We start from the raw sequence: 22,261 nt of genomic DNA on the forward strand, positions 1-22,261 counted from the left end.
CTCGTCGGGGCGGCCGCGGCCGCCCGCGTCGGCGCTTGAACCAGGCCCAAAGCCGCCGTGTCCGTGCTCTCGCGATCGATCAGGATCAGGCCGCCGGTGTCGCGGGTCTCGGCGTAGGGGTCGAACGGCACCGCGCGGTCGAGCTTGAGCGTGACGTCGGCGATGTCGTTAGCGACGAGCTTCTCGGCCGGGCCGGGCTGCCCGGTCTCGGGGTCGATGCGGTTGCGGATGCGGTCCACCACGGCGTTGGCCGTGACGGTGCCGACCTTGGCGAGCAGCGCCGTGCCGGGGGCGAGCTCGGTCTCGGCGGCCCAGAACAGGCGCACGTCGAGGGTGTCGGAGACCTGCATCGGATGCGAGGCGGCGGCGATGACGCTGCCGCGCGAGGCGTCGACCTCGTCGGCGAGCACCAGGGTGACCGACTGGCCCTCTTGGGCGCTGGCGAGATCGCCGTCCGGGCCGACGATCCGCGCCACCGTGGAGGTGCGCGCAGACGGGGCGATCGCCACCGCGTCGCCCGGCTTCACCGTGCCGGCGGCGATGAGGCCCGAGAACCCGCGGAACTCAGAGTTCGGGCGGTTGACCCACTGCACCGCCATGCGGAACGGCGCGGCCAGCGCCTCCTCGTGCACCGGCACGCTCTCGAGATAGGCCAGCAGCGGGCCACCCTGGTACCACGGCGCGGAGACCGCCGGCAGCACGACGTTGTCGCCGTTCTTGGCCGAGAGCGGGATCGCCCGGACCTCGACGAAGCCGAAATCCCGGGTGAAGGCGGAGAAGCCCGCCACCAGCCCGTCGAAGGTGGCCTGCGACCAGCCGACGAGGTCCATCTTGTTGATGGCGAGCACGACGCGGCGGATGCCGAGCATCGAGACCAGCAGGGCATGGCGCCGGGTCTGGCGGGTCAGGCCCTGGCGGGCGTCGACCAGGATCACCGCCACGTCGGCGGTCGAGGCGCCGGTGGCCATGTTGCGGGTGTACTGCTCGTGGCCGGGCGTGTCGGCGACGATGAACGAGCGCTTGTCGGTGGAGAAGAACCGATAGGCGACGTCGATGGTGATGCCCTGCTCGCGCTCGGCCTGGAGGCCGTCGACGAGAAGCGCGAGGTCGACCTCCTGCCCCTGCGTGCCGTGCTTCTTCGAGTCGCGCTGGAGCGCGGTGATCTGGTCGTCGAAGATCTGCTTGGTGTCGTGCAGCAGGCGGCCGATCAGCGTCGACTTGCCGTCGTCCACCGAGCCGCAGGCGATGAAGCGCAGGACTTCCTTGCTCTGATGCGCGGCCAGGAACGACGCGTAGCCGAACTCGGGCGCGTCGAACGCGTCCTTGGAGGGGTGGACCGTCATCAGAAGTAGCCTTCCTGCTTCTTGCGCTCCATGGCGCCGGCGCCGTCCTTGTCGATCACCCGGCCCTGCCGCTCCGAGGTGCGGGCGGCCAGCGTCTCGCCAATGATCGCCGGCAGCGTGTCGGCGCCGCTCTCGACCGCGCCGGTGAGCGGATAGTCGCCGAGCGTGCGGAAGCGGACCTTGCGCAAGGTCGGCGTCTCGCCGGGCTCCAGCGGCAGGCGGTCGTCGTCGACCATGATCAGCTGCCCGTCGCGCTCGACCACCGGCCGCGGCTCGGCGAAGTAGAGCGGCACGATCGGGATCCGCTCCTGCTCGATGTAGAGCCAGATATCGAGCTCGGTCCAATTGGAGAGCGGGAAGATGCGCAGGCTCTCGCCGCGCTTCTTGCGCAGGTTGTAGAGGTGCCAGGGCTCGGCCCGCTGGCGCTTCGGGTCCCAGCGGTGCTGGGCCGTGCGCAGGGAGACGATCCGCTCCTTGGCGCGCGAGGCCTCCTCGTCGCGGCGGGCGCCGCCGAAGGCCGCGTCGAACTTGTTCTTGTCGAGCGCCTGCCGCAGCGCCTGCGTCTTCATCACGTCGGTGTGGACTTCCGAGCCGTGGCTGATCGGGCCGACGCCGCGGGCGAGCCCGTCCTGGTTGGTGTGGACGATCAGGTCGAGGCCGAGCTCCTTCGCGCGGGCGTCGCGGAAGGCAATCATCTCGCGGAACTTCCAGGTCGTGTCGATGTGCATCAGCGGGAACGGCAGGCGGCCGGGGGCGAACGCCTTCAGCGCCAGGTGCAGCAGCACCGACGAATCCTTGCCGATCGAGTAGAGCATCACCGGGTTCTCGGTCTCGGCGACCGTCTCCCGGAAGATGTGGATGCTCTCGGCTTCCAGCCGCTGCAGGTGCGTGAGGCGGCTGCCGGCTTGCGCCTGGATCGCGGGTGCGGCGCTCATCGGGCCATCTCCGGTCTGTGGGATTGCGTGGTCTCGAATGCCGCGGCTTCCTCGCCGGGCGCGACGTCGGCCTCGGGCACGTGGACGTGCAGGCCGCATTCCTTCTTGGATTCCTGCTCCCACCACCAGCGGCCGGCACGCTCGGGCTCGCCGACGCGGACGGCACGGGTGCACGGGGCGCAGCCGATGGAGGGGAAGCCGCGATCGTGCAGCACGTTGTAGGGCACGTAGTTGTCGCGCACGAAGCGGTCGACGTCCTCGCGCGTCCAGTCGGCCAGCGGATTGAGCTTGATCAGGTCGCGGCTCTCGTCGAACTCCGCGAGCGGCGTGTCGGCGCGGTTGGCGGACTGGCCGGCGCGCAGGCCGGTGAGCCAGCCGGCCGCCCCGTCGAGGGCGCGGCCCAGCGGCTCGACCTTGCGGAAGCCGCAGCAGGCCTGCCGCGCCTCGACCGAATGGCGGAAGCCGTTGATGCCGGATTCGCGCACGAACGCTTCCTCAGATCGCCGCTCGGGGGCGTAGGCGCGGATGCGGATGCCGTAAGCCGCCTCCGTCTCCGCCCAGACGTCGTAGGTCTCGGGATACAGCCGCCCCGTATCCAGGGTGACGATCTCGGTCCGGCCCTTGGCCATCGCGAGCGCGTGCGTCAGCGCCTGATCCTCGATGCCGAGGCTCGTGGTGAAGACGAGGCGTCCGGGGATCGTCGCCTCGATCAGGGCGATCCGCCCCTTGAGGTCGAGGGGCTTGAGCTGGGCGGCGAGATCGGCCGCCGCCTGGGGGGTGGAAAGGGTCATCGCCTGTTCGTTCGCGGGCCGGGTCGTGCCAGGGGCACTGGTTGTTCCCTGAGATGTTCGCTATAACGAACGGTGTCAAGGCGCCGCCGCGAGGCCCGGATGCCCTGCGCTGTGATGCAGTAAGCCCTGGCAACACGCCGCAATCGGGATCGGTTGCGCGGAAATGGAAGTTCCTTCTCATGGGCGCCCTGCATGGGCCGCATGGCGAAGCGACGTCGAGATGCGAGGTTGGCCGTGGATTCGATCGATCTGAAGATCCTGGCGCTGCTGCAGACGGACGCGACCCTGTCGATCGCCGCGATCGGCGAGCGGGTCGGCCTGTCGCAGACCCCGTGCTGGAAGCGCATCCAGCGCCTCGAGGCCGACGGGGTGATCGACCGCCGCGTCGCCGTGCTCGACCCGGTCAAGCTCGGCCTCGGGCTCACCGTGTTCGTCTCGATCGAGACCGCCGACCATTCGCGCGAATGGCTAGAGCGATTCGCCGGCACCGTCTCGGCGATGCCCGAGGTGCTGGAATTGTACCGCATGGCCGGCGACGTTGATTACATGCTCCGCGTCGTCGTGGCCGACATGAGCGCCTACGACACGTTATATAAGCGCCTGATCGCGACGCTGCCGTTGAAGAACGTCACCTCGCGCTTCGCGATGGAGAAGGTGAAGTCGACGACGGCCCTGCCGCTGCCCGCGCCGCCGACGAACGGCCGCCAGATCCAGGGATTGCCGCCGACCCTCGTGGCGGTCGGAGAATAAAGTTCTTTTTTGCGCCGCAACGACGATCGACTCCTTCTCCAAATCAAGCGTTCTGTAAAACGGACGTTTTCCCGTTGACAGGGGCCTTCCGCCCCACGACATGGTCTTCCGATGTCACGCCAAAGCCTTCTTCCCCACACCGCGCCGTTCGGCGACAGCGAGCGGGCCAGCCTCGACGCCGTGCTCGGCGGCGCCACCGCGATCCAGCGCGCCTGGCTCGCCGGCTTCCTCGCCGGGATCGACGCGGCCGGCGGGCAGCTTGCGGCGGCACCGGCCGCTCCGCCGAAGGCCGCCGAGCCGCTGACGATCATCTACGCCAGCGAATCCGGCAACTGCGAGGCCCTGGCCGGCACCGTCGCCAAGCTCGCGCGCAAGCAGGGCTTCAAGCCGAAGGTCATCGACTTCGCCGATCTCGACCTCGCCGTGCTGCCGAAGGCCGGCAAGCTTGTCGCCATCGCCGCGACCTGGGGCGAAGGCGAGCCGCCCGCCCGCGCGACCCACACCTACAACGCCATGATGGGCGACGGCGCCCCGCGCCTGGACGGCGTCGAGTTCGCGGTGCTCGCGCTCGGCGACACCTCCTACGCCGAGTTCTGCGCCATCGGTAAGGCGCTCGACGCGCGCTTCGAGGCGCTGGGCGGCAAGCGCGCGGCCGAGCGCGCCGACCTCGACCTCGACTACGAGACGCCGGCCGCCGCCTGGATCAAGGACACGCTGAAGGCGCTGGCGCCGGCCCCGGTCGCCGCCGACAACGTCGTGGCGGTCGACTTCGCCCGCGCCACGGCTGCCGAGGACGAGGATGCCGAGCCGAGCCGCGAGCCGGTCGTGGTCGAGGTGGTCGAGCACGTGAACCTAAACTCGTCGCGCTCGGACAAGGAGACGATCCACCTCGCGCTGGCCTTCGAGGACGGCGCGCCCGCCTACGAGCCCGGCGACTCGCTCGAGATCTACCCGGAGAACGACCCGGCCCTGGTCGAGGAGATCCTGAAGGCGACCGGCCTGACCGGCGACGAGGCCCTGCGCCGCTCGCTGCTCGCCGAGCGCGACATCACCACCCTCTCGGCCGCCACGGTCGAGCGCTTCGTGAAAGCGACCGGGCACGACGAGGCCAAGCGGCTGATCGAGAGAGGCGAGGTCCGCGCCTGGATCGAGGGCCGCCACCTCATCGACCTGATCGAGACCTACCCGGCGGCCCTGACCGCCGAGCATCTCGGCGGCATCACCCGTCCGCTGCCGCCGCGCGCCTACTCGATTGCCTCCTCGCGCAAGGAAGTCGGCGACGAGGTCCACCTCGTGATCGCCGCCGTGCGCTACGAGACCCACGGCCGGGCGCGGACCGGAGTCGCCTCGACCCACGTCGCCGACCGGATGTCGGACGGCGCCAAGCTCCGGGTCCGGCTGAAGCCGAACCGCCACTTCCGCCTGCCCGCCGACCCGGCGACCGACATCATTATGGTCGGGCCCGGCACCGGCGTCGCCCCGTTCCGCGCCTTCGTGCAGGAGCGCCGCGCGGTCGAGGCCACTGGCCGCTCCTGGCTGTTCTTCGGCGACCGGCACTTCACCCACGACTTCCTGTACCAGCTCGAATGGCAGGAGGCGCTGGAGGACCGCTCGCTCACCAAGATCGACGTGGCGTTCTCGCGCGACCAGCCGGAGAAGCTCTACGTGCAGCACCGCATCGACCAGCATCGCGAGGAGCTGGTGGAGTGGCTGGAGGGCGGCGCGCACCTCTATGTCTGCGGCGACGCCAAGGCGATGGCCAAGGACGTCCGCGTCGCGGTCGAGAACGCCTACGCGGCGGTGAAGGGCCTGAGTGCCGACGATGCCGCAGCGGCGGTGTCGGCCCTTGAGCGCGCCGGGCGTTACCAGCAGGACGTGTACTGACGCCACCTCTTCCCTCTCCCCCCTGCGGGAGAGGGTGGCCCGCGAAGCGGGTCGGGAGAGGGGAGCGACGATGCCGGATACGGCGCTCCCCTCTCCCGACCCCTGCTGACGCAGGGGCCACCCTCCCCCGCAAAGGGGGGAGGGAGATGCGTCGGCAGTCGAAACGAATCGAGACGGATCACCGCCATGGACGACCACAAGCCTGCTTCCGAGCGCGTCTACGAGACCCCGCCGACCGGCCGCCCGATCGACGAGGCGGAGGCCGCGCGGGCTGCGGGGCTCGCACACAACGAGCACCTGAAGATCGCCAGCGGCTATCTCCGCGGCGGGCTCGCCGACGGGCTGCTCAAGCACGCCACCGGCGCGATCTCCGACGATGACGGCCAGCTCGTGAAGTTCCACGGGATGTACCTGCAGGACGATCGCGACCTGCGCCCGGAGCGGACCAAGAAGAAGCTCGACAAGGCCTACGCCTTCATGATCCGCCTGCGCATCGCCGGCGGCGTCATCAGCCCGAAGCAGTGGCTGGCGCTGGACGACATCGCCACGACCTATGCCGGCGACGCGATCCGCGCGACGACGCGCCAGACCTTCCAGTATCACGGAGTGATCAAGTCGAACCTCAAGCGCACCATGGCGGCGATCGACGCCGCGCTGCTCGACACCATCGCTGCCTGCGGCGACGTCAACCGCAACGTCATGGCCGCGACCAACCCGGCCCAGACCCACGCGCACGCCGCGGCCTACGAGCTGGCCAAGGACATCTCCGATTCGCTGCTGCCGCGGACCAATGCCTGGCGCGAGATCTGGCTCGACGGCGAGAAGGTCGTCGGCGGCGAGGAGGAGTTCGAGCCGGTCTACGGCAAGACCTACCTGCCGCGGAAGTTCAAGATCGTCGTCGCGGTGCCGCCCTCGAACGAGGTCGACGTGTTCGCGCACGACCTCGGCTTCATCGCGATCCTCGACAAGGCCAACAAGCTCACCGGCTGGAACGTCACCGTCGGCGGCGGCATGGGCATGACCCACGGCGAGCCGGACACCTTCCCGCGCACCGCCGACCTGATGCTGTTCTGCAAGCCGGACGAGGCGGTGAAGGTCGCCGAAGCGGTGATGACGGTGCAGCGCGACTGGGGCAACCGCACCAACCGCAAGAACGCCCGGCTCAAGTACACGATCGAGCGCTACGGACTGAAGGCGTTCCGCGCCGAGGTCGAGAAGCGCGTCGGCAAGGCCTTCGCCGACCCGAAGCCGTTCACCTTCACCGGCAACGGCGACCGCTACGGTTGGACCGAAGGCGACGACGGCCGCCATCACCTGACGCTGTACGTGCCGTCGGGCCGGATCAAGGATTACGAGGACGGCCCCAAGTTCCTGAGCGGCCTGCGCCGGATCGCCACCGAGCACGAGGGCGACTTCCGCCTCACCGGCAACCAGAACGTGATCATCGCCAACGTGCCCTCCGAGAAGCGGGCGGCGATCGAGGCGCTGGTCGACGAATACAGCCTCACCAAGGGCGCCGGCGCCCTGCGGCGCAACTCGATCGCCTGCGTCGCGCTGCCGACCTGCGGCCTCGCCCTGGCCGAGAGCGAGCGCTACCTGCCCGACCTGATGACCGAGCTCGAGGCGAGCCTCGCCCGCCACGGCCTGCAGGACGACGAGATCACGATCCGCTCGACCGGCTGCCCGAACGGCTGCGCCCGCCCGTTCATCGCCGAGATCGGCCTCGTCGGCCGCGGCCCCGAGCGCTACCACCTCTACCTCGGCGCCGCCTTCGACGGCTCGCGCCTGGGCAAGCTCTACCGCGAGGACGTGAAGGCCGACGAGATCCGCGACACCCTCGACCCGCTCTTCGCCGACTACGCGCGCGGCCGCAATCCGGGCGAGCGCTTCGGCGACTACCTCGTCCGCGCCGGCCACGTGGCAAAGACCACCAACGGGCCCGACTTCCACGACAACATCGGCGCGCTGAAGCTTGTAACGATTTGATTAGGCTTGGGTCCTGAATTCACATCAGGCGATTTCGGCAGATTTCTGCCGTTTTTGCCGAATTTTTGGCCCAGGTAGTTTGTCTATTGCGGCTATGAGAGCTTCTTTTCCGTGCCACGAAGCTAAACAAACTGTCTGACAGGCTACTGCTGACCATCCACCGCAACCGATAACTGCGGTGACTGCACCCGATACAACGATTGCGGCAAGGCCGCTGTTTTCTATCGCGTCGAAAATACCTCCTATTGTCTGAAGAGCGTTTTTCGTTTCTCCCTTAACGCTTACATCGCGTCTTGATGTATCTGACGAGCTTTTCAAACGATTTTCTTTTAAGGCCCGACTAATACTCAATAGTTCTTCAACGATCTCTCCGGTCGAGTTTAGGCGTAGATCTCGCAACGCGTAAGCGGCCGTATCGATCCTTTCAGATAGTTTGCTCGATTGATAAGTTTCCGACTGTTCTACATGTCCTGGATTAGAAAAGCTCCTTAGGACATCGATGCATTGGCCCGTAACAAAAGTCTCGAAGCGGTCAGCATCAAATTTTCTACGGATATAAATAATATTGTTTTCGTCGCATAATTCTTTAAGACTTTCAAATCCCAACATATCAATACAGATAAACTTCTTTGATCTATATTTTCTTTTTAGTTCAGATAGATTATTAAATTTGCCATTAAATTTATCTACGACGTAGAAAAACAATAACGTATTGTTGAACTTAATATCCAGTACGGCGTCAATGCTCTCCACTTCGTGAAGAGTAAGCCCAATACTTTCTATCTCTTGAGATAGATTGCTATCTTTAGATAATGAATTATCCCATATTAGAGCGACATATTTCCCCGGTCTGGCCAAATTAGCCTCACTAGATTGCGCTGCTCTGGATGCAACGAGCGCCTGCTCGCCACACGTAGCGGGCCTGCCTTAGCGTTATTTCAGATCTCGAGATCAGCCCATCCGCCGATGAAACATAGGCGCTCACTTGGCGTTGCAATAGCCATACGGAGGCTGCGAGTGAGTTTGGGGCATATCACTGGATCGAAGATCCGCTACGCGGTGGTCGGCGGCGGCTGGATCTCGCAGGCCGCCTTCATGCCGGCGGTGGCGCAGACCGGCAATTCCACGATCACGGCGCTGGTCACCGGCGATCCGGAGAAGGCCGCTTCGCTCGGCGAACGCTATTGCCTGACCACCTTCTCCTACGACCGCTACGCCGAGGCGCTGGCCTCCGGCCTGTTCGATGCGGTCTACCTCGCGCTGCCGAACGGGATGCACCGCGAATACGCCGTGCCCGCGCTGGAGGCCGGCATCCATACGCTGCTCGAGAAGCCGATGGCGACGAGCGTCGCCGAGTGCGAGGCGATCATCGCCGCGGCCGAGCGCGGCAACGCCCGGCTGATGCTGGCCTACCGCCTGCACTTCGAGCCCGGCACCCTCGACGCGATCGAGCGGGTGCGGACCGGCGCGATCGGCGAGCCGCTGGTCTTCACCGCGACCTTCGGCCAGCACGTCGCGACCGAGAACCACCGCGCGCACCAGGGCTACTGGGCCGGGCCGGTGCCGGACATGGGTACCTATCCGATCAACGCCGTGCGCAACCTGTTCGCCGACGAGCCGGTCGAGGTCCACGCCCACGGTACCCGCCGGCCGGGAAGCCCCTACGCCTTCCACGGCACCGTCGCGGTCACGCTCCGTTTCCCCGGCGACCGCCTCGCGCAGTTCACCGTCTCCTACGAGACCGATTCGGTCGACGCCTACCGCATCGCCGGGCCCGAGGGCGACCTCCTGATGGCGCCGGGCTTCACCTTCGGCCAGTCGCTCGCGGGCGAGCTGACCCGTGGCGGCGAAACCGAAGCCCTATCCTATCCGAGCGTCGACCAGTTCGGGGCCGAGACGCGGTACTTCTCGGATTGCATCCTGAACGGCCGCGTGCCGGAGCCGGACGGCGAGGAGGGGCTGGCCGACGTCCGCATCCTTGCCGCGATCGAGCGCGCGCTCGAGACCGGCCAGCCGCAGGCCCTCGCGCCGATGCGACGCCGGACGCGGCCGGATGCGTCGCAGGCGATCGCGCTGCCCGAGATCACGCCCCCGGACCTCGTCAACGCCGCCAAGCCGGGCGGCTGAACGCGGCGAGCGGACGGCGATGCGACCTGCCTCGCTCTCAACAAGCCCGGCGTGCTGAAGTGATCGCGCCGAGTGGACCACGTAAGCAGCAAGCCCTCGGGATCGCGCGGCCGTCTGCGGTGTCGCTGCGCGGCATCTCGGCACCAGGGACGCGCGGGAGGCGGCGATCGACGAAGCGCCCAGCTCATGCGCGTCGGAACAAGGTTCGTCGTGCGTTGCCATGTTGCCTCGCAACAAACACGTGCTGCCCTGCAAAGACCAAAGCTTGACGGTAAGATGCGGATAAATCTCCGCGCGCGTCGAACGAAGTCGGGCCGTGCTCGTTATCCCGAAAATCCGTACGGGACCGAGACATGGCCAAGCACGAAATCCTCGGATACTTCGAACACCGCCGCGACGGCGCCTGGGTCTGCGTCCGTCCGTTCACGCTGACGACCAAGAGCGCGGCGGTCGACATCCGCCAGGGCATGCGCTTCGACTACGGCAAGCGCGTCGGCGGCGTCGACCTCGCCGAATACCTCGAGCAGCTCGGCTCGCAGTTCGGTTCGTAAGCCGTCTGCTTTTTCGGCGTTCGATCGATCAGGGTGATGCGGGCCCTCCGGCCCGCGTCGGTCACAAGCGATAGGCGGTCCGGCAGCCGCCCCAGTGGCGCTCGTTGATCTTCAGCGGTGCGTCGACCTCGGTCACCATGATGATCTGGGTGCCGAGTTCGCGCCGGTAGACCTGAAGCGTCACCGGCCACATCGAACGCGCCGCCGTGATGCCGGTCCGGTCGTCGAAGATCCGCAGGTTCCGCGCGTTGACGTGGTTCCACATCGGGTCGTCGCTGCGCTGCGGCTGCGAGTAGACCCGGTTGTGGAACGGCAGGAAGCCGTTGCGGTCGGTCAGGATGCAGAACATCATCCGCTCGTCCCGCCCGAGTTCCGCCTCGAGGATCGGTCCGAGCAACCGCATGATCGGCTCGACCGAGCGCGTCATGAATTGCGCCGGGTTCGAGCCGGCGATCGGCTGGTAGTCGGTGTCGAACAGGGCCGCCTCCGACACGCGCCCCGCGGCCAGCTCTCCTTCGAGGATCGACGCGGCCTGCGCCGCCAGGGCCTGGACCTTGACGATCAGGGGCGCGTGCTCCGCGTGGATCGACGCGATCTTCGCCAGCAGCTTGTCGCGGAACGCGCCGTCGTTCGCCTGGAACGCGCAGTGCACCCCCATCGCGCTCGTCGCCACCACCTGCGCCTGGACCTCGCCGACGGTGTTGATCGCGATGGCGATGCCGGCGCCGACCGCGATGGATTCCCCCTCCGGCGCGCGCAGCAGGACGCCGCCCTCGCTCAGATCGACCGTGCGGGTGCTACGCCCATCCGGCAGGCGGACCTGGAGGTCGGCCGGGTAACGATCGAACCGGCGCCGGTCGCCGAGCTCGCTCTGGCAGACCACGGTGACGAAGCGCTGGCCCAGGCGGCCGGCCTGCTCGGCCGCGGACGCGGTGGCCGACTGCATGCGCTCCGCCTGGCGGTCGAGGTCGAACGCGGCGGCGCTGGCCGAGCCCGCATCCGCGTCGAGATGCGCGACGAGGTCCGAGGTGCGGGTCGCCTCGTCGACGATGCTCGTGACCGTGCGGGCTTGGATGTCGGCGATCTCCCGGACGCTGGCGAAGGACGGGCGGACCGATTCGATGGCCCCGGCCGCGGCCTCGATCGCGGCGCCGGAGGCGGCGGCGCCTTCCCGGAGGCGCAGGACGCGGGTCCGCACCTCCTCGGCCGCCCGCGCCGTCTCGACCGAGAGCGCCTTGACCTCGGCGGCGACGACCGCGAAGCCGCGCCCGGCCTCGCCGGCGCGGGCGGCTTCGATCGTGGCGTTCAGCGCGAGCAGGTTCGTCTGCCGCGCCACCGCGGCGATCGTGTCGACGATGCCGGCGATCTCGTTGCCGGCCTGGGCCAGCGTCGCGATCAGGGCGCGCGCCTCGGAGCCGCGATCGCCGGCATGGTCGAGATGACCGCCGGCCTGAGACATGGCCGCGGCGGTCTGGCTCGCGAGGGTCGACAGGCTTCCGGTCTGGCCGGCGAGGCTCGCGGTCGCGGCGGCCGCGTTCCGCGAGACCTGGATGAGGTCGTCCATCTGCGCCCGGATCGCGGAGAGGCCGCCCTTCATCTCGGCGACGTCGCTCTGCGCGGTCTCGATCGAGCGGCTCACCCCTTCGATCGCGGAGCGGACGTCTTCCTCGATGGCGTTCACGACGTCGCCGTCGAGACGCGCCGCGACGGCCGCCACGGGCGCCACGGGCTTGGGCTGCTCGATCGCCTCCACTGGCGTGGAGGCGTCGATGGTGCGCGCTGGGGCTCTGGTTCTGAACTGGAACAGCATACCCTCAGATGTGACTGAAGTCCGCTACCATCCTGTTAACGCTGCCGGGATCATGCGAGGGACGCGGTCGAAACGGCCGGTCGCGGTTCAGGCGCCGCCCCACTGCATCGTCAGGCCGCCGTCGACGACGAGGGTGTGCCCGGTGACGTAGTCGGCATCGTCGCTGCTGAGGTAGAGGATCGCCTTGGCGATGTCGTCGGGCTGCCCGGCGCGATGCCACGGGATCCGCTCGAGCGACTTGTCGAGCACCTTCGGGTCCTCGAAGCGGTCGGCGGTCATCGGCGTCTCGATCAGGCCGGGCGCGACGTTGTTGACGTTGATCTTGTCCTCGGCGAGCTCGCGCGACAGGCTTCGGCAAAGCGATCCGACGCCCGCCTTCGACATGCCGTAGGGCGCGCTTTCCGGCGTCGGCAGGTGCTGCGCGACCGACGAGACCATCACGATCTTGCCGCGGCCGCCCTGCACCCGGCGCATCTTGATGAAGGCGCGGGCGCAGAACAGCGGCCCCATCAGGTTCACGCGCAGGATCTGCTCCAGCCGCGCATCCTCCATGTCCGCCACCGCCATCCCGCTCATCGCCTGCCCGGCATTGGCCACCAGGATGTCGATCGGCCCGAGGTCGCTGGCGATGCGGTCGAAGGTGGCGGTGACGGAGGCCGGGTCGCCGACGTCGTTCTGGATCACCAGCGCCCGGCGCCCCGTCTCCTCGACCAGGCGCGCGGTCTCGGCGATGCCGTCCGCGTCGGTGTTGTAGGTGATCGCGACGTCCGCGCCGTGCTGCGCGAACAGGAGTGCGGTGGCCCGGCCGATCCCGGAATCCGCACCGGTGATCAGGGCCTTCTTGCCTTCGAGCTTCATCGGTGCCGGCTTCGCTGCTGGAGGTGGTCCGGCCCCGCCATCGGGCCGTTTCAGCGGGCCAATTCGGGCGTCGCGGCCCGGTTCCTCACAGGTGCGCGGTCCGACATTTTGACGCTTTGCCGGATTGCGGCATACGCTCGGTCCATGACCATCGCCGTCGACCTAGAACGCATCCAGAGCGACGAGAGCGCGCCGACGACGCGCTGCCGGATCCTGGCGACGGCCGAGCGCTCGTTCCGCGAGATCGGCTACCAGAAGACCACCGTCGCCGACATCGCCAAGACGCTGAAGATGAGCCCGGCCAACGTCTACCGGTTCTTCGACTCGAAGAAGGCGATCAACGAGGCGGTGGTCGAGCGCCTGGTCGGCGAGGTCGAGGCGCTGATCTCGACGATCGCCGACGCCCCGGGCTCGCGCGCCGCGGACCGCCTGACGGCGGTGATCGGGGCCTTGTACCGCGACACCTCCGAGCGCTGCCGCGCCTTCCCGCGCATGCACGAGATGATCGAGGCGGCGATGAGCGAGAGCTGGGAGGTCTGCCGCCATCACGTCGACCGGATCGGGGCGGTGTTCGAGCGGATCGTCGTCGACGGCGTCGCGCGCGGCGAGTTCGAGACGGACGATCCGGCCGGCACGGCGCGCTGCCTGCACACGGCGATCGCGCGCTACAGCCATCCGCTGCTGGTCAGCCAGTATCCCGACGCCCCCGTGCCGGACCTCGACGTGATGATCGCGTTCCTGCTGCGAAGCCTGCGACCGGCCGGCCGCTAAGACGGGTCGGTCACTCCGATGCGGGGTTGGCCGGCTCCGGCGCGATGCCGACGTTCGGCTGCTCGCCGTCGTAGCCCTCGATGATCAGGATGTCGGCATCGGCGCCGTTCTTCTGCTTGGCGCGCGCGGCCTGGTAGCTGTCCGACTTCCAGCAGGCGAGCGCGTCGTCGTAGCTCGCGAACTCGATCACTACGTTGCGGGCACGCGCCGTCCCGGTCACCGCCTCGAAGCGTCCGCCGCGCACGAGGAAGCGGCCGCCGAACTCGGCGAAGGCGGCGCCGTTCGAGGCGGCGTAGTCCTTGTAGGCCTCCGCGTCCCGCACATCGACCCGGACGATCCAGTAGCCGCGCGTCATTCTCGTCACTCCTGTGCTGCCATCTCGGCGAGGATCGCTTGTGCCACGGCGCGCGGATCTGCGGCAGCGGTGATCGGGCGGCCGACGACGACGTGGTCGATGCCCGCCGCGCGCGCCTGGCCCGGGGTCATCACCCGCTTCTGGTCGCCGGCGGCGCTGCCGGCCGGGCGGATGCCCGGCGTCACGATCAGGCTGCCCGGGCCGACGACGGTGCGGACGGCCTCCGCCTCGAAGGCGCTGCAGACGATGCCGTCGATGCCGGCCTCGGCCGCCTGGAAGGCGCGGTGCGCGACGAGGTCGGAGATCGGCAGCGCGTAGCCGGATTCGCGCGCGTCGCCCTCGTCGTAGGAGGTGAGCACCGTCACCGCGAGGATCTTCAGGTCGGACGCGCCGCGCCCGCGCACCGCCGCGCGCATGGTCTGCGGGTAGGCATGCACCGTCAGGAAGGTCGCGCCGAGGCCGGAGAGCGCACGCACCCCCTCCTCCACCGTGTTGCCGATGTCGTGCAGCTTGAGGTCGAGGAAGACCTTGAGCCCGCGCGCGGCGAGTTCCGGCACCAGCGACAGCCCGCCGGCATAGGCCAGGCGGTAGCCGATCTTGTAGAACGTCGCCGCGTCCCCGATCCGGTCGATCAGCGCGCGGGCCGCCGCCGGGTCGTCGAGGTCGAGGGCGACGATGAGGCGGTCGCGCGGGTCGGTCGGGCTCGGGTTGGGCTGATCTCGCATCGCAGTTCCCGATCACGCGGCCGGGTGCGGTGTCAATCGCGCCCCCGCGGGGGCAGCCATGACACCGGAAGCCATGACTCCGTTCGCCGTGACCCCGCCCGCCATGACGCGGGCCACCTCGGCCTTCAGCACCGGCAGTAGCTCGGCCTCGAACCAGGGCTCCCGCTTGAGCCAGCCGTTGTTGCGCCAGGACGGATGGGGCAGCGGCAGCACACGCGGGGCACGCGGCTCGGCGAGGATCTGGCGCCAGCGCCGCACCGTGCCGGTGAGCCCGTCCGGCATCTTGCCGAGGTGCCACGCCTGCGCGTACTGGCCGATCACCAGGACGAGCTCGAGATGCGGCAGGCCGGCGAAGAGCTCGTCGCGCCAGCGCTCGGCGCATTCGCGCCGCGGCGGCTTGTCGCCGCCCTTGGCATCGAGCCCCGGGAAGCACGAGCCCATCGGCACGATCGACACCCGGCTCGCGTCGTAGAAGGCGGACTCGTCGAGACCGAGCCAGGACCGGAGGCGCACCCCCGACGGGTCCATGAACGGGATGCCGGTGCGGTCCGCCCGCGTTCCGGGCGCCTGGCTGGCGATGCACAGCCGCGCCGTGGCGGTCCCCTGGACGATCGGGCGCGGTTCCTGCGGCAGCGGCGGCCCGTAGAGCGGCGCGTCGCGGCAGATCCGGCAGGCGCGCAGGCGCGCGGCGGTGCGGTCGAAGGCGGTGTCCATGCTGGATGCGACATGGGCACCGCGTCGCGCTTCGGCGAGCCCGGACCGACGCGACCAAAAGAAACGGCGCGGGACGAGGCCCGCGCCGTGGTTGCAGTTGGGTTCGAAGCTCTGGGAAGCGGGCCGACGCTACGCCCTGCCCCGCATCCGCGGCGTGTCGAACCTCACACGCCCTTCAAGCCGGCCAGGTCGAGCGGCAGCGAGCGCAGGCGCTGCCCGGTCGCGGCGAAGATCGCATTGGAGATCGACGGCGCGAGCACCGGCACGCCCGGCTCGCCGATGCCGGTCGGTGCCGCCGAGGACGGCATGATGTGGACCTCGACCACGGGCATCTCGCTCATGCGCGTCGGCTCGTAGGTGTCGAAGTTCTTCTCCTGCACCACGCCGTCCTTGAGGGTGATGCGGTTGCGCAGCACCGACGACAGCGCGAAGCCGACCGCGCCCTCGACCTGGGCGCGGATCACGTCCGGGTTCACCGCCACGCCGACGTCGACCGCCGCGACGATGCGGTTGACCTTCACCTTGGCGTCCTCCGCCGTGATGTCGGCGACCATCGCCACGTAGGAGCCGAACGATTCGTGGGCGGCGATGCCGAGGCCGCGGCCCTTGCCGTTGGCCTTGCTGCCGGCGTCCCAGTCCGCCTTCTCGGCGGCGAGCTTGAGGACGCCCGAGAGGCGCGGGGCTCCGGTCAGAAGCGAGAGCCGGTAGGCGAGCGGGTCGACGTCGGCGGCATGCGCCAGCTCGTCGATGAACACCTCCATCGCCTGCGCGGTGTGGCTGTGCCCGACCGAGCGCCACCACAGGACCGGCACGCCCTCGCGGGCGTTGTGGACCTCGAAGCGGTAGGCCGGGAGCGCGTAGGCGGTGTCGGAGGCGCCCTCGACGGTGGTCGAATCGATGCCGTTCTTGACGATCATCGCCTCGAACGGCGAGCCGATCATGATCGACTTGCCGATCATCACGTGCTGCCATCCGACGATCCCGCCCTTGGCGTCGAGCCCGGCGCGGACCTTGTGGTAGACCGTGGGGCGGTAGTAGCCGCCGGACATGTCGTCCTCGCGGGTCCAGACGAGGTGGACCGGCGCCTTGGCCCGGGTCGCCTTGAGGATGGTCGCGGCCTCGGCGATGTAGTCGGCGGTCGGCGTCGCGCGCCGGCCGAACGAGCCGCCGGCCCATTGCGTGTGCAGGCGGACCTTGTCGGTGGTGGTGCCCATCACCGCGGCGACCGTGGCCTGCTCGATCGTCTGGAACTGCAGGCCGGCATAGACGTCGTAGCCGCCGTCCGGCGCCTGCTCGATCGTCGCGTTCAGCGGCTCCATCGCGGCGTGCGCGAGGTAGGGGAAGGTGAACTCCGCCTCCAGGACCTTGGCTGCGCCCTTGATGCCGGCCTCCGCGTCGCCGCGCTCGGAGGCGACGAGGCCGGGGCGCTTGGCCTGCTCGCGGTAGCCGGCGAGGATCGCGTCGGAGGAGTGCGTCTCGGCCGCGCCGTCGTCCCACACCACCTTCAGCGCCTCCCGGCCCTTCATCGCCGACCAGGTGTCCTTGGCGACGACCGCGACGCCGGAGGGAATCGCGACGACGTCGACGACGCCCGCGACTTTGCGGGTCGCGGCGTCGTCGAAGCTCTTCACCGTGCCGCCGAAGCGCGGCGGGCGGGCAACGACGGCGGTGACCTGGCCGGGCCGACGGATGTCGAGGGCGTAGACGGCGCTGCCGTCGGTCTTGGCCGCGGAATCCAGGCGCGGCGTACGCTGGCCGATCAGCGTCCACTGGCTCGGGTCCTTCAGGCGCGGCTCCTGCGGCACCGGAAGCGTCGCGGCGGAGGCCGCCAGCTCGCCGAACCGGGCCTGCCGGCTCGAGGCCGCGTGCCGGACGACGCCGTTCGCGACGGTGATCTCGGCCGCCGGGACCTTCCACTGGTAGGCGGCGGCCGCGACCAGCATCTCGCGGGCGGCGGCGCCGGCCTTGCGCAGCTGGAACCAGGAATTGGCGATCGCCGTCGAGCCGCCGGTTCCCTGGATCGGGCCCATCAGCAGGTTGTTGTAGCGGGCGGCGTCGGCCGGCGCGAACTCGGTGCGCACCCGCGACCAGTCCGCATCGAGCTCGTCGGCGAGAATGGTGGCGAGGCCGGTGGTGTTGCCCTGCCCCATGTCGAGGTGCTTGATGATCACCGTCACGGTGTCGTCGGCGCCGATTCGCACGAAGGCGTTCGGATCGGCCTTCACACCCGACAGGTCGGGACCGGCGGCGGCGCGGGCGGTGTTCTTCAGATCGAGGCGGAAGCCGATGACGATCGCGCCCGTCGCGGCGGCGCCGCCGGCGAGGAAGCTGCGGCGGGTCGCGCGGGGAGAGCGCGGGTCCGTCTGACGGATCTTCAGCATGGCGTGGCTCCGGTCAGTTCGGGAACGGGCGAAGGGCGTTCGAAGGGGGCGAGCGACGGGCCGTGCGATCCGCGCGAAGGGACGCGCGGACGAGCCGGATCAGGCGAGGGTGCGGGCGGCCTCGTGGATCGCCGCGCGGATGCGCTGATAGGTGCCGCACCGGCAGATGTTGCCGTCCATCGCGCCGTCGATGTCGGCCTCGGACGGTTTCGGGTTGTCGGTGAGAAGGCCGATCGCGGACATGATCTGGCCGGACTGGCAGTAGCCGCACTGGACGACGTCGAGCTTGCGCCAGGCGCCCTGCACGGCCTCCGCGACGCGGCCCGAGATGCCCTCGATCGTCGTGATCTTGGCCTCGCCGACGTCGCCGATCCTCGTCTGGCAGGAGCGGACCGGCTGGCCGTCGAGATGGACCGTGCAGGCGCCGCACTGCGCGATGCCGCAGCCGTACTTGGTTCCGGTCTTGTCGAGGTGGTCGCGCAGCGCCCAGAGCAGCGGCATCTCGGGATCGGCGTCGACGGTGTGCCGGACGCCGTTCACGGTGAGGTTCAACATCCGAGATCTCCCGCGCGCAGAACTTATGCCGTCGATGGCTAATCCTCGGACGCATCCACAAGATGTGCGTCCGCGCACGAACCGCGCACGAACCGCGAACGGTCCGGAACGTCAGTGCACGCTTCGCGCGATGGCGACAATCCTCGCCCTCGCGGCAGGCCGTTCTTAACACATCCCGCGCATCGTCGATCCGCCGCATGTTGCGGTCGGGCACCCCGCGCCGGCGCCCCCTACGTCCAGCCTTCGAAGAGGCCGATGTCCGAACTGACGGTCGAGATGGTGCAGCGCGGCCGCGGTCCTTCGTCGGAGGAGGCCGTGCGCCGCCGTGGCGTCGCGCGCGACATGCGCTCGGTCCGCGAGAAGCTGACCTCGAAGACGGGCCTCGAACGGGCGTTCGACTACGAGCTGCTGCGCCTCTACGCGCAGTATCGCGCCGGCGCGGGCATCCCGCTCGGGCTGTTCGCGATGGCGCTGGCCGGCGCCGCCTGCTTCTGGGTCGAGCCGCTGGTCGCGTCGCTCTGGGCGCTGTGCGCCTTCCTGATGATCACCCTCAACGCGTCGATGAGCCGGAGCTTCCTGCGCGCCGAGCCGGACACGGTGTCGCTCGCGCGCTGGCGCCGCCGCTTCGCCTTCGGCGAGGTGCTGCAGAGCCTGAGCTGGTCGGCGTTGATCGGGCTCGGCGCGGTCGGCGGCTGGCACTTCGCGATGTTCGGCCTGGTGATCGCGGCGGCGGTCGCGACGATGGTGGCCGCCACCGTTCCCGCCGCCGCCGTCGCCGCCCTGGTGCCGCTGGCCCTGGCGACCCTGTGCCTGCTCGCCTTCACTCGCCAAATGGACGCGGTGATGCTGGTCGCGATGGCGATCGGCTCGCAGATCTTCTTCCTCGGCCTTGCCCGCCGCATCTACACCTCGACCATCGGCGCGCTGCAGTCGCGGGCGGAGAAGGACGCGGTGTTCGGCGAGCTGGAGGAGGCCAAGGCCAATTCCGACGAGGCCCGGCGCCGGGCGGAGGAGGCGAACCTCGCCAAGTCGCGCTTCCTCGCCACCATGAGCCACGAGCTGCGCACGCCGCTCAACGCGATCCTCGGCTTCTCGGAGGTGATGAAGAACGAGGTGTTCGGCCCGCACACCGCGCCGAGCTACGGCGAGTATTCCAACGACATCCACGACAGCGGGATGCACCTCCTGAACCTCATCAACGAGATCCTGGACCTCTCGCGGATCGAGGCCGGCCGCTACGAGCTCAACGAGGAGGCGGTGAAGCTCGCCCACATCGTCGAGGAATGCCGCCACATGATGGGGCTCAAGGCGCGCGGCAAGAACCAGACCTTCCTGGACTTCGTCGACGAGACCCTGCCGCGGCTCTGGGCCGACGAGCGGGCGTTGCGGCAGGTGGTGCTGAACCTGCTCTCGAACGCGGTGAAGTTCACGCCGCCGGGCGGCGAGATCACGATCAAGGTCGGCTGGACCAGCTCCGGCGGCCAGTACGTCGCGGTCAAGGACAGCGGCCCCGGCATCCCGGAGGACGAGCTCGGCACCGTGATGTCCTCGTTCGGCCGCGGCTCGCTGGCGATCAAGACCGCGGAGCAGGGCTCCGGCCTCGGCCTGCCGATCGTGAAGGGCCTCGTCGACCTGCATGGCGGAAACTTCACGCTGAAGTCGAAGCCGCGCGAGGGCACCGAGGTGATCGTCACGCTGCCGGCGAGCCGGGTGATGGACACGCTCGCCGCCGTCGCCGTCGGACCGGAGCCGGAGAAGCCCGCGGCGTCGGTCCGTGCCAAGCCCGCCGCCAGGGCCGCCTGACGCATCCCCAGGCGCGATGAGGTCCGGCTCGCGCGAGGCGGATGCGATCCCGCACGATGCCCTGTCAGGCGATCAGCCGAGCCCGCCCATCGCCCGGATCAGCGCCCACTCGGCCTCCGTCACCGGCTGCACCGAGAGGCGCGAGTTGTTGACGAGAACCATGTCCTTGAGCGCCGTCTCGGCCCTGATCGCGTCGAGGGTGACGGGATTCGGCAGCGTCTCGACGGCGGCGAGGTCGACCATGCCGAACCGGCCGCTCGCGTCGGTGTGATCCGGGTAGTACGGCTTGATCACCCGCACGATCCCGACGACGGCCTTGCCCTCGTTCGAGTGGTAGAAGAACCCGAGGTCGCCGACCTGCATCGCCATGAGCTGCTTCTTGGCGAGGTGGTTGCGCACCCCGTTCCAGTGCGTGCCGGTTTCCCCGGCGGCGACCTGCTGCGCCCACGACCAGGTCGCGGGCTCGGACTTGTAGAGCCAGTGGGGCATGCGTCTCGTCGCTTGCTCGAAGATCAGGACCGGCCGACCGCCGCGGCCCAGAAGGCGAGGCTCGCCGGGTTGATCGGCGATCCGGCACCTGCGTTCCGCGCGGTCGCGAACGCGTAGAAGTCTTGCGCCTCCGCCTCGCCGAGCAGGTCGCGGATCGCCGTGAGGATGCGGGTGATGCGCAGGTGGTTGTGGTCGTGGGGCGCGAGCCAGCGATCGGTGTCGGCGTAGAACCGACGCATCCGCGCGAGCGCCGCGCTCAGGCCCTCGCGGGCGGCCGGATCGCGACGGATCGAGTCCGCCTCCGCCGGCGTCAGCACCGGCGCACCGGGCACCGCGCGGCTCGCCTGCTCGAGGGGGAAGCACCACTGGATGAAGTCGTGGACCGCCTCGATGCGGTCGTCGTCGAAGGCGAGCACGGTGGCCAGCGTGCGGCCGGCGCCGTCGGTGCCGCCGCCCGCGAGGAAGGCCTGGATCGAAGTCATTCGGATTCCGCCTTCAGCGGGCGGGCGAGCAGCGCGGCGACCACGTCCTCGACGCTCGCCCGCCCGGCCACGATCGCCGCGACGGCTTCCGCGATCGGCATCTCGATCCCCTGCCCGCGGGCGAGCCCGACCAGGGCGGTGGCGGTGAAGGCGCCCTCGGCGAGCTTGCCGCCGGCGGCGGCTTCCGGCGTGGCGCCCGCCCCCAGGGCGAGGCCGAAGGCGAAATTGCGCGATTGCGCGGAGGATGCGGTGAGCACCAGGTCGCCGAGCCCCGACAGGCCCATCAGCGTCTCGGGCCGGCCGCCGAAGCTTCGCGCGAACCGCATCAGCTCGGCGAAGGCGCGGGCGATCAGGGCGGCGCGCGCGCTCTCGCCGAGGCCGCGCCCGGCGACGATGCCCGATGCGATCGCGAGCACGTTCTTGCCGGCGCCGCCGATCTCGACGCCGCGGACGTCGTCGGTGTGGTAGAGCCGCAAGGCCGGGCCGGACAGCAGGCGCGCGAGGCGCGCCGCGAGGTCCGCATCCGCGGCCGCCAAAGTGACCGCCGTCGGCAGGTTGCGCGCGACGTCCACCGCGAAGCTCGGGCCGGACAGCACCGCCACGGGCGTACCCGCCGGCAGCACCTCGGCCGCCACCGCGCTCATGAAGGCGCCGGTCGTCCGCTCGATGCCCTTCGAGCACAGGACCACCGGCGTGCCCGGCGCGAAGGCGGGCGCGAGCTGCCCGAGCACCGCGCGGGAAGTCTGCGCCGGCGTGACCAGCAGCACCGCCTCGGCGGCGGCGAGGTCGTCGGCCTCGGCCGTCGCCCGGATGCGCGGATGCAGCTTCACGCCCGGCAGGTAGCGCGGGTTCTCGCGCTCGGATTCGAGGGTGGCGGCGGATCGGGCGTCGCGCAGCCACAGGGTGACCGGGCGCCCGGCCGCGGCGGCGGCGTTCGCCAGGGCCGTGCCC

21 protein-coding genes are annotated in these 22,261 nt (G+C 69.5%); 7 read left to right on the forward strand and 14 right to left on the reverse strand.

Annotation, left to right across the window (positions count from 1 at the left end; all coding sequences use genetic code 11):
- From cysN to FV230_RS10690, 3 genes are all read right to left on the reverse strand, one after another.
- Nucleotides 1-1,343 (reverse strand): sulfate adenylyltransferase subunit CysN (gene cysN / locus FV230_RS10680; RefSeq protein WP_147842365.1); only part of this gene is annotated, 1,343 nt, incomplete at its 3' end.
- Nucleotides 1,343-2,278, reverse strand: a complete 936-nt coding sequence (gene cysD, locus FV230_RS10685; protein ID WP_147842366.1) for a sulfate adenylyltransferase subunit CysD — start codon at nucleotides 2,276-2,278, stop codon at nucleotides 1,343-1,345. The genes cysN and cysD, both read right to left, overlap by 1 nt.
- Nucleotides 2,275-3,069: a phosphoadenylyl-sulfate reductase gene (locus tag FV230_RS10690; RefSeq protein WP_147842367.1), complete on the reverse strand. Its 795-nt coding sequence runs from the start codon at nucleotides 3,067-3,069 to the stop codon at nucleotides 2,275-2,277. The genes cysD and FV230_RS10690 overlap by 4 nt, the downstream gene beginning before the upstream one ends.
- A 234-nt stretch (nucleotides 3,070-3,303) precedes the next feature.
- Here FV230_RS10690 and FV230_RS10695 point away from each other — a divergent pair, with 234 nt between their 5' ends.
- From FV230_RS10695 to FV230_RS10710, 3 genes are all read left to right on the forward strand, one after another.
- Nucleotides 3,304-3,819 (forward strand): Lrp/AsnC family transcriptional regulator, encoded by a 516-nt coding sequence (locus tag FV230_RS10695; protein ID WP_147842368.1) that lies wholly within the window; start codon nucleotides 3,304-3,306, stop codon nucleotides 3,817-3,819.
- A gap of 111 nt (nucleotides 3,820-3,930) precedes the next feature.
- Nucleotides 3,931-5,703 (forward strand): flavodoxin domain-containing protein, encoded by a 1,773-nt coding sequence (locus FV230_RS10700; protein ID WP_147842369.1) that lies wholly within the window; start codon nucleotides 3,931-3,933, stop codon nucleotides 5,701-5,703.
- Between the two features lie 186 nt (nucleotides 5,704-5,889).
- Nucleotides 5,890-7,689, forward strand: coding sequence for an NADPH-dependent assimilatory sulfite reductase hemoprotein subunit (locus FV230_RS10710; protein ID WP_147842371.1), 1,800 nt, complete (start codon nucleotides 5,890-5,892; stop codon nucleotides 7,687-7,689).
- 24 nt (nucleotides 7,690-7,713) lie between these two features.
- Here FV230_RS10710 and FV230_RS10715 read toward each other — a convergent pair whose 3' ends face one another.
- Nucleotides 7,714-8,547, reverse strand: a complete 834-nt coding sequence (locus tag FV230_RS10715) for a hypothetical protein (RefSeq protein WP_147842372.1) — start codon at nucleotides 8,545-8,547, stop codon at nucleotides 7,714-7,716.
- Nucleotides 8,548-8,706: 159 nt separating this feature from the next.
- On the opposite strand from FV230_RS10715, the gene FV230_RS10720 reads away from it, so the two are divergent.
- Entirely contained in the window at nucleotides 8,707-9,816 is a 1,110-nt protein-coding gene (locus FV230_RS10720) for a Gfo/Idh/MocA family oxidoreductase (protein WP_210248624.1), read from the forward strand.
- A gap of 353 nt (nucleotides 9,817-10,169) precedes the next feature.
- On the forward strand, nucleotides 10,170-10,367 hold the full coding sequence (locus FV230_RS10725) for a hypothetical protein (protein WP_147842373.1): 198 nt from the start codon (nucleotides 10,170-10,172) through the stop codon (nucleotides 10,365-10,367).
- Nucleotides 10,368-10,428: 61 nt separating this feature from the next.
- On the opposite strand, the gene FV230_RS10730 is transcribed toward FV230_RS10725, so the two are convergent.
- Together FV230_RS10730 and FV230_RS10735 are read right to left on the reverse strand one after the other, a co-directional pair.
- Entirely contained in the window at nucleotides 10,429-12,177 is a 1,749-nt protein-coding gene (locus tag FV230_RS10730; protein WP_147842374.1) for a methyl-accepting chemotaxis protein, read from the reverse strand.
- An 87-nt stretch (nucleotides 12,178-12,264) separates the two neighbouring features.
- Nucleotides 12,265-13,035 (reverse strand): glucose 1-dehydrogenase, encoded by a 771-nt coding sequence (locus tag FV230_RS10735; RefSeq protein ID WP_147842375.1) that lies wholly within the window; start codon nucleotides 13,033-13,035, stop codon nucleotides 12,265-12,267.
- A 144-nt stretch (nucleotides 13,036-13,179) separates the two neighbouring features.
- Here FV230_RS10735 and FV230_RS10740 point away from each other — a divergent pair, with 144 nt between their 5' ends.
- Nucleotides 13,180-13,806, forward strand: a complete 627-nt coding sequence (locus FV230_RS10740; RefSeq protein ID WP_147726032.1) for a TetR/AcrR family transcriptional regulator — start codon at nucleotides 13,180-13,182, stop codon at nucleotides 13,804-13,806.
- A gap of 10 nt (nucleotides 13,807-13,816) precedes the next feature.
- On the opposite strand, the gene FV230_RS10745 is transcribed toward FV230_RS10740, so the two are convergent.
- The 5 genes from FV230_RS10745 to FV230_RS10765 all read right to left on the reverse strand — a co-directional run bounded on the left by FV230_RS10745 (nucleotide 13,817) and on the right by FV230_RS10765 (nucleotide 18,536).
- Nucleotides 13,817-14,161, reverse strand: coding sequence for a DUF1330 domain-containing protein (locus FV230_RS10745; protein WP_147726031.1), 345 nt, complete (start codon nucleotides 14,159-14,161; stop codon nucleotides 13,817-13,819).
- Between the two features lie 5 nt (nucleotides 14,162-14,166).
- Entirely contained in the window at nucleotides 14,167-14,886 is a 720-nt protein-coding gene (pyrF, locus tag FV230_RS10750; RefSeq protein ID WP_147726030.1) for an orotidine-5'-phosphate decarboxylase, read from the reverse strand.
- A gap of 12 nt (nucleotides 14,887-14,898) precedes the next feature.
- Nucleotides 14,899-15,600 (reverse strand): uracil-DNA glycosylase family protein, encoded by a 702-nt coding sequence (locus FV230_RS10755; protein WP_147726029.1) that lies wholly within the window; start codon nucleotides 15,598-15,600, stop codon nucleotides 14,899-14,901.
- 164 nt (nucleotides 15,601-15,764) lie between these two features.
- A complete protein-coding gene (locus FV230_RS10760; protein WP_147726028.1) occupies nucleotides 15,765-17,981 on the reverse strand; it encodes a xanthine dehydrogenase family protein molybdopterin-binding subunit in 2,217 nt (738 codons plus the stop codon).
- 99 nt (nucleotides 17,982-18,080) lie between these two features.
- Entirely contained in the window at nucleotides 18,081-18,536 is a 456-nt protein-coding gene (locus FV230_RS10765; protein ID WP_147726027.1) for a (2Fe-2S)-binding protein, read from the reverse strand.
- Nucleotides 18,537-18,791: 255 nt separating this feature from the next.
- Here FV230_RS10765 and FV230_RS10770 point away from each other — a divergent pair, with 255 nt between their 5' ends.
- Complete coding sequence (locus tag FV230_RS10770) at nucleotides 18,792-20,339, forward strand: HAMP domain-containing sensor histidine kinase (RefSeq protein ID WP_147726026.1); 1,548 nt, start codon at nucleotides 18,792-18,794, stop codon at nucleotides 20,337-20,339.
- Between the two features lie 72 nt (nucleotides 20,340-20,411).
- Here the strand turns inward: FV230_RS10770 and FV230_RS10775 are convergent, their stop codons facing one another.
- From FV230_RS10775 to FV230_RS10785, 3 genes are all read right to left on the reverse strand, one after another.
- Nucleotides 20,412-20,828: an EVE domain-containing protein gene (locus FV230_RS10775; RefSeq protein WP_147726025.1), complete on the reverse strand. Its 417-nt coding sequence runs from the start codon at nucleotides 20,826-20,828 to the stop codon at nucleotides 20,412-20,414.
- A gap of 23 nt (nucleotides 20,829-20,851) precedes the next feature.
- Nucleotides 20,852-21,310 carry an opioid growth factor receptor-related protein gene (locus FV230_RS10780; protein ID WP_147726024.1) on the reverse strand — a complete coding sequence of 153 codons (459 nt, stop codon included), beginning with the start codon at nucleotides 21,308-21,310 and terminating at the stop codon, nucleotides 20,852-20,854.
- On the reverse strand, nucleotides 21,307-22,261 hold a 955-nt coding region (locus tag FV230_RS10785), incomplete at its 5' end, for an NAD(P)H-dependent glycerol-3-phosphate dehydrogenase (protein WP_147842376.1). The genes FV230_RS10780 and FV230_RS10785, both read right to left, overlap by 4 nt.

It is taken from the genome of Methylobacterium sp. WL6 (assembly GCF_008040095.1).
Taxonomy (GTDB): Bacteria; Pseudomonadota; Alphaproteobacteria; order Rhizobiales; family Beijerinckiaceae; genus Methylobacterium.

Coding starts and splice junctions, on each gene's coding strand:
- FV230_RS10740 (WP_147726032.1), top strand. CDS start 13,180: ATGACCATCGCCGTCGACCTAGAACGCATCCAGAGCGACGAGAGCGCG.
- FV230_RS10710 (WP_147842371.1), top strand. CDS start 5,890: ATGGACGACCACAAGCCTGCTTCCGAGCGCGTCTACGAGACCCCGCCG.
- FV230_RS10735 (WP_147842375.1), bottom strand. CDS start 13,035: ATGAAGCTCGAAGGCAAGAAGGCCCTGATCACCGGTGCGGATTCCGGG.
- FV230_RS10745 (WP_147726031.1), bottom strand. CDS start 14,161: ATGACGCGCGGCTACTGGATCGTCCGGGTCGATGTGCGGGACGCGGAG.
- FV230_RS10755 (WP_147726029.1), bottom strand. CDS start 15,600: ATGGACACCGCCTTCGACCGCACCGCCGCGCGCCTGCGCGCCTGCCGG.
- FV230_RS10700 (WP_147842369.1), top strand. CDS start 3,931: ATGTCACGCCAAAGCCTTCTTCCCCACACCGCGCCGTTCGGCGACAGC.
- FV230_RS10770 (WP_147726026.1), top strand. CDS start 18,792: ATGTCCGAACTGACGGTCGAGATGGTGCAGCGCGGCCGCGGTCCTTCG.
- FV230_RS10765 (WP_147726027.1), bottom strand. CDS start 18,536: ATGTTGAACCTCACCGTGAACGGCGTCCGGCACACCGTCGACGCCGAT.
- FV230_RS10780 (WP_147726024.1), bottom strand. CDS start 21,310: ATGACTTCGATCCAGGCCTTCCTCGCGGGCGGCGGCACCGACGGCGCC.
- pyrF (WP_147726030.1), bottom strand. CDS start 14,886: ATGCGAGATCAGCCCAACCCGAGCCCGACCGACCCGCGCGACCGCCTC.
- FV230_RS10760 (WP_147726028.1), bottom strand. CDS start 17,981: ATGCTGAAGATCCGTCAGACGGACCCGCGCTCTCCCCGCGCGACCCGC.
- FV230_RS10725 (WP_147842373.1), top strand. CDS start 10,170: ATGGCCAAGCACGAAATCCTCGGATACTTCGAACACCGCCGCGACGGC.
- cysD (WP_147842366.1), bottom strand. CDS start 2,278: ATGAGCGCCGCACCCGCGATCCAGGCGCAAGCCGGCAGCCGCCTCACG.
- FV230_RS10775 (WP_147726025.1), bottom strand. CDS start 20,828: ATGCCCCACTGGCTCTACAAGTCCGAGCCCGCGACCTGGTCGTGGGCG.
- FV230_RS10730 (WP_147842374.1), bottom strand. CDS start 12,177: ATGCTGTTCCAGTTCAGAACCAGAGCCCCAGCGCGCACCATCGACGCC.
- FV230_RS10690 (WP_147842367.1), bottom strand. CDS start 3,069: ATGACCCTTTCCACCCCCCAGGCGGCGGCCGATCTCGCCGCCCAGCTC.